This window comes from Microbacterium testaceum, assembly GCF_006539145.1.
Lineage (GTDB): Bacteria > Actinomycetota > Actinomycetes > Actinomycetales > Microbacteriaceae > Microbacterium > Microbacterium testaceum.
Map to the genome: position 1 here is coordinate 64209 of NZ_BJML01000002.1, position 13905 is coordinate 78113.

The 13905-nt window shown below is 69.6% G+C and carries 10 protein-coding genes; 3 read left to right on the top strand and 7 right to left on the bottom strand.

The genetic code is table 11. The features are described from left to right. Positions 1–140: 140 nt before the first annotated feature. From mmsB to MTE01_RS04465, 5 genes are all read right to left on the bottom strand, one after another. On the bottom strand, positions 141–1406 hold the full coding sequence (gene mmsB / locus MTE01_RS04445) for a multiple monosaccharide ABC transporter permease (protein WP_246077976.1): 1266 nt from the start codon (positions 1404–1406) through the stop codon (positions 141–143). Then, positions 1393–2919: a multiple monosaccharide ABC transporter ATP-binding protein gene (mmsA, locus tag MTE01_RS04450; protein ID WP_103206467.1), complete on the bottom strand. Its 1527-nt coding sequence runs from the start codon at positions 2917–2919 to the stop codon at positions 1393–1395. Before mmsA ends, mmsB begins: the two co-directional genes overlap by 14 nt. 160 nt (positions 2920–3079) lie before the next feature. Then, positions 3080–4183, bottom strand: a complete 1104-nt coding sequence (chvE, locus tag MTE01_RS04455) for a multiple monosaccharide ABC transporter substrate-binding protein (protein ID WP_141376336.1) — start codon at positions 4181–4183, stop codon at positions 3080–3082. Positions 4184–4514: 331 nt separating this feature from the next. After that, a complete protein-coding gene (locus MTE01_RS04460) occupies positions 4515–5540 on the bottom strand; it encodes a LacI family DNA-binding transcriptional regulator (protein WP_141375937.1) in 1026 nt (341 codons plus the stop codon). Between the two features lie 274 nt (positions 5541–5814). After that, positions 5815–7137, bottom strand: coding sequence for a M20/M25/M40 family metallo-hydrolase (locus MTE01_RS04465; RefSeq protein ID WP_141375939.1), 1323 nt, complete (start codon positions 7135–7137; stop codon positions 5815–5817). Between the two features lie 76 nt (positions 7138–7213). Between MTE01_RS04465 and MTE01_RS04470 the strand changes: the two genes are divergently transcribed. Beyond that, the gene (locus tag MTE01_RS04470) at positions 7214–8197 is read left to right on the top strand and encodes a Gfo/Idh/MocA family protein (RefSeq protein WP_141375942.1); all 984 of its coding nucleotides are present in this window, start codon (positions 7214–7216) and stop codon (positions 8195–8197) included. A 47-nt stretch (positions 8198–8244) separates the two neighbouring features. Continuing rightward, complete coding sequence (locus tag MTE01_RS04475; RefSeq protein WP_103206347.1) at positions 8245–9105, top strand: NYN domain-containing protein; 861 nt, start codon at positions 8245–8247, stop codon at positions 9103–9105. A gap of 681 nt (positions 9106–9786) precedes the next feature. Here MTE01_RS04475 and MTE01_RS04480 read toward each other — a convergent pair. After that, positions 9787–10413, bottom strand: coding sequence for a hypothetical protein (locus MTE01_RS04480; RefSeq protein ID WP_103206346.1), 627 nt, complete (start codon positions 10411–10413; stop codon positions 9787–9789). Between the two features lie 4 nt (positions 10414–10417). Beyond that, entirely contained in the window at positions 10418–11962 is a 1545-nt protein-coding gene (locus MTE01_RS04485) for an ATP-dependent DNA ligase (protein WP_103206345.1), read from the bottom strand. A 214-nt stretch (positions 11963–12176) separates the two neighbouring features. On the opposite strand from MTE01_RS04485, the gene MTE01_RS04490 reads away from it, so the two are divergent. Further along, on the top strand, positions 12177–13826 hold the full coding sequence (locus tag MTE01_RS04490; RefSeq protein WP_141375944.1) for a RecQ family ATP-dependent DNA helicase: 1650 nt from the start codon (positions 12177–12179) through the stop codon (positions 13824–13826). Positions 13827–13905: the final 79 nt, after the last annotated feature.

Consider the following 13905-nt stretch of genomic DNA (forward strand, 5'->3'; position numbering starts at 1 on the left):
AAAGATCCGCGTGAAGGGTCGGCTCCGGTCGCCGAGGGTGATCCTCGGCGACACGAAACGACCCCTCGCGCGGGCACCGGCCGCGGACGCACGAACGCCCCGCCGCACGAGGCGACGGGGCGTTCGACGAAGAGCGTGGATCAACCGCGGGTGCGGTTCTTGTTCCACACGTCGAAGGCCACGGCGAGCAGCAGCACGAGACCCTTGATGAACTGCTGCACGTCGGTCGAGATGCCCATGAGCGACATGCCGTTGTTGAGCACACCCATGACCAGACCACCGGCGATCGCGCCGACCACGCGGCCGACACCACCCTGGACGGCGGCTCCACCGATGAAGGAGGCGGCGATGGCATCCAGCTCGAAGAGGTTTCCCGCGCCGGGACCGGCGGAGTTCAGTCGGCCCGTGAACACGATGCCGGCGAGGGCCGCGAGGACACCCATGTTGACGAACAGCATGAAGTCGACGCGACGGGTGTTGATGCCGGACAGCTTCGCGGCGGTGCGGTTGCCACCCAGCGCGTAGATGTGGCGGCCGAAGACGCTGCGGCTCATGACCGTTGAGTAGCCGATGATCAGCAGAGCCAGCACCACGAGCACGATGGGCGTGCCGCGCGAGCCGGGGGCGACGCCCAGCAGGTAGGTGAGGTACGCGATGAGCGCGCCGCCACCGATGAGCTTGACCAGGAAGGCGACCTGCGGCTCGTTCTGCAGCTCGAGCGCGGCGCGCTTGGCACGCTGACGCACCTGCGAGACGACGAAGAGCACGAGGGTCAGCACGCCCAGGGCGACCGTGATCCACTCGGCCGGCGACGTCGCCGCCGGGAACAGGTCGGGGAACAGGTATCCGCCGCCGAGGGCACGGTACTCGGTGGGGAACGGGGTGATCTGGGTGTTGCCCAGGGTCATCTGCGTCAGACCGCGGAAGAGCAGCATGCCCGCGAGGGTCACGATGAACGCCGGGATGCCGATGTAGGCGACCCAGAATCCCTGCCACATGCCGACCACGGCGCCGAGGAGCAGCGAGAGGACGATCCCCAGCCACCAGGGCAGGCCCCACTGGACGATGAGCACACCCGAGACGGCACCGACGAAGGCGGCGACCGAACCGACCGAGAGATCGATGTGACCGGCGATGATGATCATCACCATGCCGATCGCGAGGATCAGGATGTAGCTGTTCTGGACGATGATGTTCGACACGTTGCCCGCGGTAAGCAGACGACCGCCGGTCAGCGCCTGGAAGAGCAGCACGATGACGATCAGCGCGATGAAGATGCCGATCTCGCGCAGGCGCGACGTGAAGAACTGCACGATGCCGCCGGCGCCGTTGCCGGCACCGCCGCCGACGGGCCCCTTCGGCGTGGCGGGACCCTGGGGGGTCACAGTGTTGTCAAGCGCTGACATGGTCGGCTTCCTTTTCCTTCGTCATGAGCACCATGAGTGCCTCGGGCGTGGCCTCTTCGATGGGCAGCTGGCCGGTGATGTGGCCTTCGCTGAGGGTGTAGATGCGGTCGCAGATGCCGAGGAGCTCAGGCAGCTCCGAAGAGATGACGAGCACCCCCTTCCCCTGCGCCGCGAGGGAGTTGATGATCGTGTAGATCTCGTACTTGGCGCCCACGTCGATGCCGCGGGTCGGCTCGTCGAGGATGAGCACCTCGGGGTCGGAGTAGAGCCACTGCGAGAGGACGACCTTCTGCTGGTTGCCGCCCGAGAGCTTGCCCACGACCACGTCGACGCTGGGCGCCTTGATGTTCATCGACTTGCGGTAGCGGTTGGCGACGAGGTACTCCTCGTCGCCGTCGACGAACCCGCCCTTGACGAGCTTGCGCATCCCGGCGATCGAGATGTTCCGCTTGATGGTGTCGATGAGGTTGAGCCCTGCGCCCTTGCGGTCTTCGGTGACGTAGGCCAGTCCGCTGCGGATGGCCGCGGGAACCGTCGAGGTGTCGGCCTTCTCGCCGCGGATGTAGACGTTGCCCGAGATGCGCGAGCCGAAGCTCTTGCCGAACACGCTCATCGCGAGCTCGGTGCGCCCCGCGCCCATGAGGCCGGCGATGCCGACGACCTCGCCGGCACGCACGTTCAGGTTGGCCTGGTGGATGACGACACGGCTCGCGTCGGTCGGGTGACTGACGTTCCAGTCCTCGATGCGCAGGACCTCGTCGCCGATCTCGACGTCGCGGTCGGGGTAGCGGTTCTCGAGCTCTCGGCCCACCATCCCGCGGATGATGCGGTCTTCGCTCGTACCGCCGGTGGCCACGTCGAGCGTCTCGATCGTGCGACCGTCACGGATGATCGTGACCTCGTCGGCGATCGCGCGGATCTCGTTGAGCTTGTGGCTGATGATGATGCAGGTGATGTTCTGACCGCGCAGGTGCCGGATCAGATCGAGCAGGTGCTCGGAGTCGTCGTCGTTGAGCGCCGCGGTCGGCTCATCGAGGATGAGGAGCTTGACGTCCTTCGACAGTGCCTTGGCGATCTCGACGAGCTGCTGCTTGCCGACGCCGATCTCGTTGACGGGAACGTCGGGGCTGTCGCCCAGACCCACGCGGGCGAGGAGCTTGGCCGCCTCGCGGTTGGTGGCATCCCAGTCGATGAGACCGCGGTTCGTGATCTCGTTGCCGAGGAAGATGTTCTCGGCGATCGAGAGGTAGGGGCTCAGCGCGAGCTCCTGGTGGATGATGACGATGCCGGCCGCTTCGCTGTCGCGGATGTCTTTGAACTCGACGGTGTTGCCGTCGAAGACGATCTCGCCGCGGTAATCGCCCGCGGGGTACACGCCGCTGAGCACCTTCATGAGGGTGGACTTGCCGGCGCCGTTCTCGCCGCAGATGGCGTGAACCGTCCCGCGCTCGACGGTCAGCGACACGTCGGCGAGCGCGATGACGCCGGGGAACTCCTTGGTGATCGAGCGCATCTCGAGGATGGTGCTCACGAGGTCCTCCTTGCAGAACCGGCTCGTGGCCGGTCGGAATATGGGGCGGGTGCGGGATGCCGCGGACCCGCGGGAGCCTCCGCCGCGACCCGGCGGGTCGCGGCGGAGGCGGGGCGGAGGGGCGGAGAGCCCCTCCGGGGGATTACTTCAGGTCGGCCTCGGTGTAGTAACCGCTGTCGATGAGGACTTCCTTGTAGTTGTCCTTGGTGACGATCGTCGAGTTGAGCAGGTACGAGGGAACGACCTTCTTGCCGTTGTCGTAGGTCTTCTCGTCGTTGACCTCGGGCTTCTCGCCCTTGCGGATGTCGTCGACCATGGTCACGGCCTGCTTGGCGAGCTCTCGCGTGTCCTTGAAGATCGTCGAGTACTGCTCACCGGCGATGATCGACTTGATCGAGCCGGCCTCGGCGTCCTGTCCCGTGATGACGGGGAGGGCGTTGGCGGCGTAGCCACCCGAGGTGAGGGCCGAGATGATGCCGATCGACAGCCCGTCGTAGGGCGAAAGGACACCGTCGAGCTTGGTGCCGCCGATGACGGTGAGGATGTTCTCCATGCGCTTCTGCGCCGTCTCGGGCAGCCAGCGCAGAATGGCCGCCTGGCCGAACTCGGTCTGGCCGGAGGGAACCTTCAGCACGCCCTTGTCCATGTAGGGCTTGAGGGTGTCCATGGCGCCGTTCCAGAAGAACGTGGCGTTGTTGTCGTCGGGGCTCCCCGCGAACAGCTCGACGTTGAAGGGACCTGCGGCGCCGGTTTCCTTGCCCGAGGCGTCGAGGACGCCGAGTCCGGTCAGGAGCGAGGTGGCCTGCTGGACGCCGACCTTGTAGTTGTCGAACGTCGTGTAGTAGTCGACGTTCTCGGTGCCGTTGATGAGGCGGTCGTACGCGATGACGGGGATGTTCGCGTCCTTGGCCTGCTGCAGCACGTCGGTCAGCGTGGTGCCGTCGATCGAGGCGACGATCAGGGCCTTGGCGCCCGTGGTGATCATGTTCTCGATCTGCGAGACCTGCGTGGGGATGTCGTCGTTCGCGTACTGAAGGTCGACCTGGTAGCCGAGCCCCTCGAGCTGCGACTTGACGTTGTTGCCGTCGGCGATCCACCGCTCCGACTGCTGCGTCGGCATGGCGACGCCGATGGTGCCGCCGGCTTCCTGCGAGTCTCCGCTGCCCGCGCCGGTGCGGTCTCCCGCGCAACCGGCGAGGCCGATGCCGAGCGCGAGGACGCCCGCTCCCGCGATCGCCTTGAGCATGCTGTGCTTCTTCACTCTGGTTCCCTCCGTTGGGTGTATGTCGCGGCGTCTCCCCTGGAGTCCACCGCGGGCAGTGCGGACGGCGCACATCGGGACGCACGGCCTCGGGGGCGAAACGAAGGGCCCTCGGCGAGGCGGTGCGATCCGCGTCGTTCGAAACGTCTTCGTCTCGACGGATCCGCTCCGCAGCGAGTCCCGTCGGCCGTGTGACCCGGTCATGTGACCGTTCACATTGTGTGAGTGATGCTACCTCCCCGCTGGGCGGCACTGTCAAGTCTCGACGCGCCGGGAGTTCAGCCGTTGCCGAAACGTGACGTGCGCGTGGAGCGGTTCAGGCCCGCGGAGAGGCCGTCGACGACCGCACGATGAGGCGCAGGTGATCGGGTTCCACCACCGGTGCATCGTCGTTCGTCTCGCCGAGAGAGGCCAGGAGGTCGCTCACCGCGCGCGTGCCGATGCCCACGAAATCCTGGCGCACCGTCGTCAGCGGGGGCCAGAGGTGAGCGGATTCGGGGACGTCGTCGAACCCGACGACGGAGATGTCCTCGGGGACCGAGCGACCTATGGCCCGAACGGCATGCATGAATCCGAGGGCCATGTGGTCGTTGCCCGCGAACACCGCGGTGGCATCCTCGGTGCGCAGCAGCTCCAACCCCGCCTCGAAGCCGAACTGCGCCGTCCAGTCGCCGAGGACGGGCGGCCTCGGCGAGAGGTCGTGGGCATCCATCTCCGCGAGATACCCGCGCATGCGGTGATCGGCCTCGACCCAGTCGCGCGGACCGGCGATATGCAGGATGCGCGAGTGCCCGAGTTCGATGAGGTGGCGGACGGCGGCGCGAGCCCCCGCGCTCTGGTCGTTGTGAGTGGTCGACGTGCCCGTCGAGGTGACGATCTGCACCGGCACCGGGAGCTTCAGTTCGTCGAGGATCGGCACCACCCGCGTCTGCGGAGCCACCGCGATGAGTCCCTCGACGGACTGCTGCATGAGGTGGTCGATCGACGAACGCACGTCGTCGGGGGCGCTCGTCGCGAGATTCGTGACGGTGAGGCGGTAGCCGGCGGCACGGGCGGCGGACTCGATGGCCTGCACCATCGACGCGGTGCCGTGGGTCGTGGCGCGCGGGCCCAGCACGCCGATGAGGCGCGAGCGGCTGGTGGCGAGAGCCCGGGCGGCCTGATTCGGCACGAATTTGAGCTCCGCGATCGCGGAGCGCACCTTCGCCGCGGTCTCGGGGCGCAACTGCGTGCTGTTGTTGATCACGCGCGAGACGGTTTGATAGGACACTCCCGCGAGCCGCGCGACGTCGCGGATGCTCGGGGCGCGCCCTGTCGCCTCCGGGATATCGGTGTCGCTCATCGTCCGCCTCATTGCGGGTCGCGCACTGTTGCGTGACCGGTCACACGAGGATAGCCGACGCGACTCGGTCCGCCCGAACGCGCTCACGTCAGCGCGATCGGCCGGCTGTGCGCAGGGCGGGAGAGCCGTTTCACCCGCGCCGACACCGTCTGCCGGGGCGCCACAGACCCGGCTCCACGCCAGACGATCCGAACCGATGCGCCCGCGCGTCCGCACCCGATTCTGAGGGGGTGCGCCACCCGGGAGCAGTCGGACGACGGCGCGAAGACCCCGGTCAGGAGGCGATCAGAGCCCGGTAGAACTGGATGCCGCGGAGCCAGGCATCGACGCGGATGCGCTCGTCGGGGGCGTGCAGCGCGTCGCGTTCGGCGCGCGAGAGGTGGAACGGGGCGAAGCGGTACACCGCGTCGGTGAGCCCGGCGTAGAACCGGCTGTCGCTCGCCCCCAGTTGCAGGTACGGCAGAGGAACGGTGTCAGGACCGAGGGTGTCGGTGACCGCCCGCGACAATCGCCGCCACGCTGCGCCCTGCCAGGGCGAGACCGGCGAGGGGTCGTTGCCGTGACGCATCTCGATGTCGACGAGCGGGTCGGCCACCGCCCGACGCAGGTGGACCGCGACATCGGCGAGGGTGTCGCCGGTGAGCAGCCGCACGTTCACGCTCGCCCGCGCCGAGGTGGCGAGCACGTTCTCACCCGCCGAGCCCTCGAGGCGGGTGACGACGGCGGTGGTGCGCACGAGGGCATTCGTCTCGGGACCGAGCAGCGACAACGCCAAGGTCACCGCGGGCGCCGACACGGAGGTGCGGTGGAACAGCGTCGAGAGGGGGTCCCTCGTGTGCGGCGCGGCGGTGGCCAACATCGCCCGGACCGGCGGAACGAGCCGCCGCGGGAACGGACGACGACGAAGGCGATCGATCGCACGAGCGAGTCGTGCTGTCGCGGGCAGGCGGGGCGGGGTCGAAGCGTGCCCCCCGGCCTCACGCGTCACGAGGTCGAAGGTCGCGACTCCGCGCTCGGCGACGCCGATCATCGCGGTGGGCGCGCTGACACCCGGCACGGCGCCCTCGACGACCGCTCCCCCCTCGTCGAGCACGAGGGCCGGACGGATGCCGCGCTCCGCGAGAAGGGACGCCATCGCCTGAGCCCCGGTGCCGCGTGTCTCTTCGTCGTGGCCGAAGGCGAGCCACACGTCGGTTCGCGGGGTGATGTCGTCGGCGAGCAGTGCTTCGACCGCCTCGAGAATGGCGACGAGAGCGCCCTTGTCGTCGATCGCGCCGCGCGCGTAGAGGGTGGCGTCGGCGCCCTCGCCCTCGAGGTCGGCGGCGAACGGCGGGTGCTGCCACTCCTGCCCGTCGACGGGGACGACGTCCTGGTGGGCGAGAAGGACCAGCGGAGCGCCGGGGCGCTCCCCCGCCCAGCGATAGAGCAGCGACCGCCCCGCGACGACCTCTCGCTCGAGCCGCGCGTGGATCAGCGGATACAGCCGCTCGAGTGCGGCGTGGAAGGCCTCGAAGGCCGAGTCGTCGACCTCGGCCGGGTCGACACGCGACACCGTCGGGATGGACAGCAGCTCGCGGAATCGCTCGACGGGCGTCATGCGACGAGCCTAGAACGTGTGATCTCTCGGGTGGGCGCGGCGGACGATGTCGGCGGACGCGGCTACGGTGGAGCGCATGACCGGACTGCACTGGGGCATCCTCGCAACGGGCGGCATCGCGCACGCCTTCACCTCCGACCTGCGCACCGCGGGCCTCGACGTCACCGCCGTCGGCTCGCGACGCATCGACAGCGCTCGCGCTTTCGCCGCGCAGTACGACATCGCGCACGCGTACGGCTCGTACGAAGAGCTCGTCGCCGACCCCGAGGTCGACATCGTCTACATCGCCACCCCGCATCCCGGCCACATCGACAACGCCCTGCTCGCCCTCGAGCACGGCAAGCATGTGCTGGTCGAGAAGCCCTTCACCCTGAACGCCTCCGAGGCGGCGCAGATCCGTGACAAGGCGAGCGAGAAGGGTCTTCTCGCGATGGAGGCGATGTGGACGCGGTACCTGCCGCACATGGTGCGCATCCGCGAGATCCTCGCCGCCGGAACACTCGGCGAGATCCGCGTGGTCTCGGCCGATCACACTCAGAAGATCTCGACCGACCCGGCGCACCGCCTCAACGATCTCGCGCTCGGCGGCGGCGCCCTGCTCGACCTCGGCATCTACCCGATCTCGTTCGCGGTCGACGTCCTGGGTCTGCCCGAGCGCATCACCGCTCTCGCCCGCCTGTCCGATGCGGGCAGCGACGCCGAGGTGGCGACCGCGTTCGTGCACGCCGGCGGAGCGCTGTCGACCACGGTGTCGTCGTCGCGCGGAGCCGGTCTGAACACCGCGCAGATCGTCGGCACCGACGCTCGGATCGAAATCGACCGCGTCTGGTACACCCCCACGTCGTTCCGCGTGGTCGCCCCCGACGGAGACGTGCTCGAGGAGTTCACCGCCGAGGTCGAGGGGCGCGGAATGCAGTTCCAGGCGCAGGCGGCAGAGCGTTTCGTCGCAGCCGGCGCCGGGTCGAATCACGTCCTGGGGATCGATGAGACCGTGGCCATCATGGGGGTCCTCGACGAGGTGCGCCGCCAGATCGGCGTGGTCTATCCCGGCGAGCGGTGAGCGGCGAGGGCTACCCGCTCTCGGCCGGGACGGGTCAGACTGGAACCATGCCCGATACCCAGACCGCCCGCGTCGCCGTCTACCTCGACTTCGACAACATCGTGATGTCCTGGTACGACCGCGTGCACGGGCGGAACGCGTACTCGCGGGATCGGCAGAAGATCGCAGAGAATCCGATCGACCCCGAGATCGCCGAGCGCCTCACCAAAGCGACCATCGACGTCGGCGCGATCATCGACTATGCCGCATCGTTCGGCACGCTCGTGCTCACCCGGGCCTACGCCGACTGGTCGTCGCCGGTCAATGCCGAGTACCGCTCGCAGCTCGTGGCGCGCGCGGTCGACCTCGTGCAGCTCTTCCCCGCCGCCGCCTACGCCAAGAACGGTGCCGACATCCGTCTGGCGGTGGATGCCGTGGAAGACATGTTCCGCCTCCCCGACCTGTCGCACGTGGTCATCGTCGCCGGAGACAGCGACTACGTCCCCCTCGCGCAGCGGTGCAAGCGACTCGGCCGGTTCGTCGTCGGGGTCGGTGTGGCCGGGTCGACGGCGAAATCACTCGCCGCGGCGTGCGACCGGTTCGACGCCTACGACTCGCTCCCCGGCATCCCGAATCTGGCCGAGACGAAGAAGGACGCCGCGCCCTCTCGGCCCCGCGCGCGCAAGCGCTCGAAAGACCCCGCGGTCGACCTGCTCGAGCGCGCCATGCAGCTCGAAGCGGAGCGCGCCGACGGCGAGTGGCTGCACGCCTCGGCGGTGAAAGACCTGATGAAGCGGCTGGATCCGTCGTTCAGTGAGAAAGCCCTCGGGTTCCGCAGCTTCTCGGACTTCCTCAAAGCGCAGACCGACCATGTCGAGGTCGACGAGGAGTCGAACGTCGTTCAGGTGAAGGCCGTCTCGCGGGGCTGAGGCGGCGCGGACGCGCGGACCCGACGCGCTGGCGGGCGTGGCCCCGCGCGCGGATGAGTGGCCCTGCGCGGTTGATCAGACGTGGGCGCCCGCGTCGAGTGTCCAAAACACCCGGACGATTTCGACGGGCGTCCGGGTGTTCTGGACACTCGAGGGACGCGAACGGGCGAGGCTGAGGCCCGGTCGCGCGGCCCCAGCCGGGGCCCGGTCGGCGCGCGACATCACGCCGCGAGCACACTCGCCCTCGCGGGCACACTCGCCCTCGCGGGCACACTCGGCCTCACGAGCACACTCGCCCTCACGGGCACGCTCGCCCTCACTTCGAGTGTCCAAGACACCCGGACGATTTCGACGGGCGTCCGGGTGTTCTGGACACTCAAGGGACACGAACGGGCGAGGCTGAGGCGCGGTCGCGCGGCCCCAGCCGGGGCACGGTCGGCGCGCGGCATCACGGCCGCGAGCACGCTCGCCCTCACGGGCACCTCGCCCTCACGGGCACCTCGCCCTCGCGGGCACACTCACCCTCGCGGGCACCTCGCCCTCGCGAGCACACTCGCCCTCACGTCGAGTGTCCAAAACACCCGGACGATTTCGACGGGCGTCCGGGTGTTCTGGACACTCAACGGGTCGAAGAGGTTGGGCGGGCCGTTCGGCGTCCCGCGCCGGTGACGACCCGCGCCGTCAGCGGCGCTCGGCCCCGGGGGCGACGTGGGTCAGCACGCGCGACCACACCGAGGTGAGCGTGACCTCGCCGTTGACCGAAGCGATCTCGTCGGGGTGGACGACCTCGGCGGTGCCCGACCGCAATCGATCGACGTACCATGCGGCATCGCCCTGTCCCGCCGGGCCGTCCTGGCCCACGAGCACCAGGACGTCGGCGGCGAGATCGTCGAGAAGCGGCGTGCGCAGGTCGCGACTCAGCGCATCGGTCGGGCTCTGGACGCCGACGATCGCGACGCGGTCCACGACCCCTCCCATCGCGGCCGCGAGATAGAGCGCGATCGGACCCGCTGACCGCTCCCCCACGACGCCGACTGCCGCACCCAGGGCCTCGCGCTCGAGCAGCGCCTTCAACGCCTCGACGGTCAGCCCGGCCGGTGTCTGCCCGCCGAACACCGGCGGATCCTCCAGTTCGGGCGCGTCGAGACCGATGGCGACGATCCGCACGTCGAAGCCCGAGGTGACGCGGGCATCCGGATCGGTGGTGGCGACGTCGCCGGTGCGGAGCACGAACACGGCGCGCGGGGCGCCCGGGGTTCCGAAGCTGCGGTAACCGAGCTCGCCGTCGAGCCAGGGGGCAAGACTCATCGCGTCATCCTTCCGTCGCCGCTCCGCCGCCGGGCAGCAGCGCGCGCAGGGTGTCGATCGTGTCGGCCTCGGCCGCCGTCTTGTCCGAACGGTAGGTCTTCACGCGGGCGAAGCGCAGCGCCACGCCGCCGGGATACCGCACAGACCGCTGCACCCCGTCGATCGCGATCTCGACGACGGTGTCGGGCGCCACGCGGATGCCGCCCGCCAGCTCTGCGGTCTGCCGTTCGGCGAAGTGCGCCGACTGCCACCGCAGCAGCTCGTCGGTCAGGCCCTTGAAGGTCTTGCCGACCATCACGAACCCGCCCGGCTCGCCGAAGCGCCCCTCGGGATCGCGTGCGCCGAGATGCAGGTTGGACAGCCACCCCGAGCGTCGTCCCGAACCGTACTCGACGCCGAGAACGACGAGGTCGAAGGTGTGCACCGGCTTCACCTTGAGCCAGCTCTTGCCGCGACGTCCCGCCGTGTAGGCGTCGTCGAGCCCTTTCACCATCACGCCCTCGTGACCGGCGGCGAGGGCATCGCGGGCGAAAGCGTCGGCGACCTCGACGTCGTCGGTGAGCACGGCGGGGATGCGGTGCTCCCCCGCGACCCGCTGCAGCTCATCGAGACGGGTGGCGAGGGGTTCGTCGACGAGGTCACGACCATCGACGTGGAGGATGTCGAAGAACCAGGGCCGGAGGGCGATCTCCCGCGCGGTCTCGGCGCCGAAACGCGCCATCGTGTCTTGGAACGGCCGCGGGCCGCCGTCTTCGTCGAGTGACAGCGTCTCGCCGTCGAGGATGACGTCGTCGACGGGGAGGGAGAGAGCCACCTCGACGATCTCGGGCACGCGGTGGGTGATGTCGGCAAGCGTGCGGGTGAGAACGCGGACCTCGCCGCCGTGCCGATGCACCTGGACTCTCGCCCCGTCGAGCTTGTACTCCACCGACGCTCGACCGGTGACGGCCAGCGCCTCGGCGACGCTCGTCGCCGTCGACGCCAGCATCGGCTGCACGCCGCGGCCGACCACGAGGCCGACCGCCGCGAGGTCGTCGGCGGTGCCCGTCAGCGCGATGCGCGTCGTCTCGCCCAGGTCGCCCGACAACATGGCGGCCCGGCGCACCAGGGCACCGTCGCGATCGGAGGCCCGGGCCACGGCATCCAGCAGCACGCCCTCGAGGGCACCGGTTCGCATCTCCCCCGTCATGATGCGGATGAGCAAATGCCACTCCGGCGCCGTCGCCCGAGAAGCGAGTTCGTCGAGGAGGCGCGTGCGAACGGCCGCCGAACCGGCGCCGCCGACCTGCGTCAGCTCCGTGAAGGCGTCGTCGACGTCGCCGACGGTCAGGCCCGGTTCGTCTGCGTGATCACCGTCGCGGGCCGAGAGCGTGCGCCAGCCCACGCCGAGGCGGCCCTGGCGCGGTGAGGCGGTGAGAAGCCCGACCGCCGGCTCGATCTCGTCCGGGTCCAGCCCGCGGAGGAGCGTCGCGAGAGCGTCGACCTTGGCCAGACGCGAGCGCGTGTTCGTCACCACTGTGAGCGCGGTCTCGATGTCGCCGAAGAGCATGTCGGCATCCTGGCATCCCCTTCCGACATCGGGCCGACGCTTGTGCGGGTCGCGCGGCGGTGTCATGCATCTGCGAGCGACACGGCGTCTTCCGAAGCGATGGCGTTTTCCGGCCGCGGCGTCACGAGAACAGATCCGGCTCGACCTCGCAACCCCCGGGGCGATGTCGGAGGTCTGGAGTGTGCTGGGGTCTTCCACCCAGGAATGAGGTCTCGTGAACGCTCCCGCCACCCTCGAACAGTCCGCTCGTACCGCCCGCGAGGTGTTCGGATGGGACGATCTGCTGCCGGGTCAGGCCGAGGCCATCGATGCGGTCGTGGGCGGACGCGACACCCTCGTCGTCTTCCCCACGGGAGCCGGCAAGTCGGCCGTCTACCAGATCGCGGGCTGCGAACTGGGCGGGACGACCGTGGTCATCTCACCTCTCCTCGCCCTGCAGCTCGATCAGATCGACTCCATCGACGCGGCCCCCGACGCGCCGGCGGCCGTCTCCCTCAACTCCCGCACGAGCGCCGCCGCCAAGAAGGCGGCATGGGCGGCCATCGAGGGACCCGACGCCGTGTACGCCTTCCTGGCGCCCGAGCAGCTCGCCAACGCAGAGGTCTTCGACCGGCTCGCGAAGGCCGACGTGCGTCTCGTCGTCATCGACGAGGCGCACTGCGTCTCGGCCTGGGGCCACGACTTCCGCCCCGATTACGCGCGCATCGGCGACGCCATCGACGCACTCGGCCATCCGCCGGTGCTGGCATTGACCGCCACGGCATCCGCTCCGGTCCGCGACGACATCGTGTCGAGCCTGGGCATGCGCGAGCCCCACCTCGAGGTGCGCGGAATGGACCGCCCCGAGATCCACATGGCGGTCCGCCGGCACGAGCACGACGCCGACAAGCGTCGCGCCGTCATCGCGGACGTCCGGGATGCCGGCGGCCCGGCCCTGCTCTACGTGGCGACGCGCAAGGGCACCGACTCCTACGCCGAGGAGTTGAGGGAGCTGGGCCTTCGGGCCGCGGCGTACCACGGCGCGATGGCGCAGAAGAAGCGCGACGAGGTGCACTCCGCCTGGAGCGCGGGAGACCTCGACGTGGTGGTGGCGACCTCGGCGTTCGGCATGGGCGTCGACAAGAGCGACGTGCGCCTGGTCGTGCACGCCGACGTGACCGAGTCGCTGGACTCGTACGCGCAGGAGATCGGTCGTGCAGCGCGTGACGGGCAGCCCGCGCGGGCGATCCTGCACTACCGCGCCGAGGACTTCTCGCTGCGGTCCTTCTTCGCGGGCGGCCGCACCAAGCGCGCCGATATCGCGGGCGTGTGGGACGTGCTGCAGCAGACCGGGAAGCCGCTGCGCGCGAAGGACATCGCCGATGAGAGCGGGCGCTCGGTGCGGGCGATCGGCCGGGTTCTGAACCAGCTCGTGGCGTGCGAGCTCGCCGTGTCGGGCCCCGACGGCGTCTCGGCACGGTCGAAGGTATCGGCGGGCGACGCGGTCACGGCTGTCCGCGGACGCGATGAGGCCGAGGAGCGCATCCGCGCCTCGCGCATCGAGATCATGCGCGGGTACGCCGAGACGACGCACTGCCGTCGGCGGGCCCTGCTCGAGTACTTCGGTGTCGAGACCCCGGCGCAGTGCGGGTCGTGCGACCGGTGCGACACGGGCACCGTCGCCCCGGCCGACGACTCGGCGGCGACAGCGGACGACGACGGGATCCGTATCGACTCCACCGTCGAGCACGGCGAGTTCGGCTCCGGTACGGTCATGGCGATCGAAGACGACCGGCTCACGGTGTTCTTCGCCGATCACGGGTACAAGGTGCTCGCCCGGTCGGCGTTCGAGAACGGCATCCTGGAGCTCGGCGAAGCGGCGTAGCACGCGGAGTTCGCCGCGGTTCCGCCGTTCCGAAGCCGCCCGACGCGGAGACGCCCCGCCCGGGAGGAGCGGGAACGTC

Bases quoted from the DNA above. Each gene is read 5' to 3' on its own strand.
- mmsB (WP_246077976.1), bottom strand. From the start codon at position 1,406: ATGTCAGCGCTTGACAACACTGTGACCCCCCAGGGTCCCGCCACGCCG.
- mmsA (WP_103206467.1), bottom strand. From the start codon at position 2,919: ATGCGCTCGATCACCAAGGAGTTCCCCGGCGTCATCGCGCTCGCCGAC.
- chvE (WP_141376336.1), bottom strand. From the start codon at position 4,183: ATGCTCAAGGCGATCGCGGGAGCGGGCGTCCTCGCGCTCGGCATCGGC.
- MTE01_RS04460 (WP_141375937.1), bottom strand. From the start codon at position 5,540: ATGAGCGACACCGATATCCCGGAGGCGACAGGGCGCGCCCCGAGCATC.
- MTE01_RS04465 (WP_141375939.1), bottom strand. From the start codon at position 7,137: ATGACGCCCGTCGAGCGATTCCGCGAGCTGCTGTCCATCCCGACGGTG.
- MTE01_RS04470 (WP_141375942.1), top strand. From the start codon at position 7,214: ATGACCGGACTGCACTGGGGCATCCTCGCAACGGGCGGCATCGCGCAC.
- MTE01_RS04475 (WP_103206347.1), top strand. From the start codon at position 8,245: ATGCCCGATACCCAGACCGCCCGCGTCGCCGTCTACCTCGACTTCGAC.
- MTE01_RS04480 (WP_103206346.1), bottom strand. From the start codon at position 10,413: ATGAGTCTTGCCCCCTGGCTCGACGGCGAGCTCGGTTACCGCAGCTTC.
- MTE01_RS04485 (WP_103206345.1), bottom strand. From the start codon at position 11,962: ATGCTCTTCGGCGACATCGAGACCGCGCTCACAGTGGTGACGAACACG.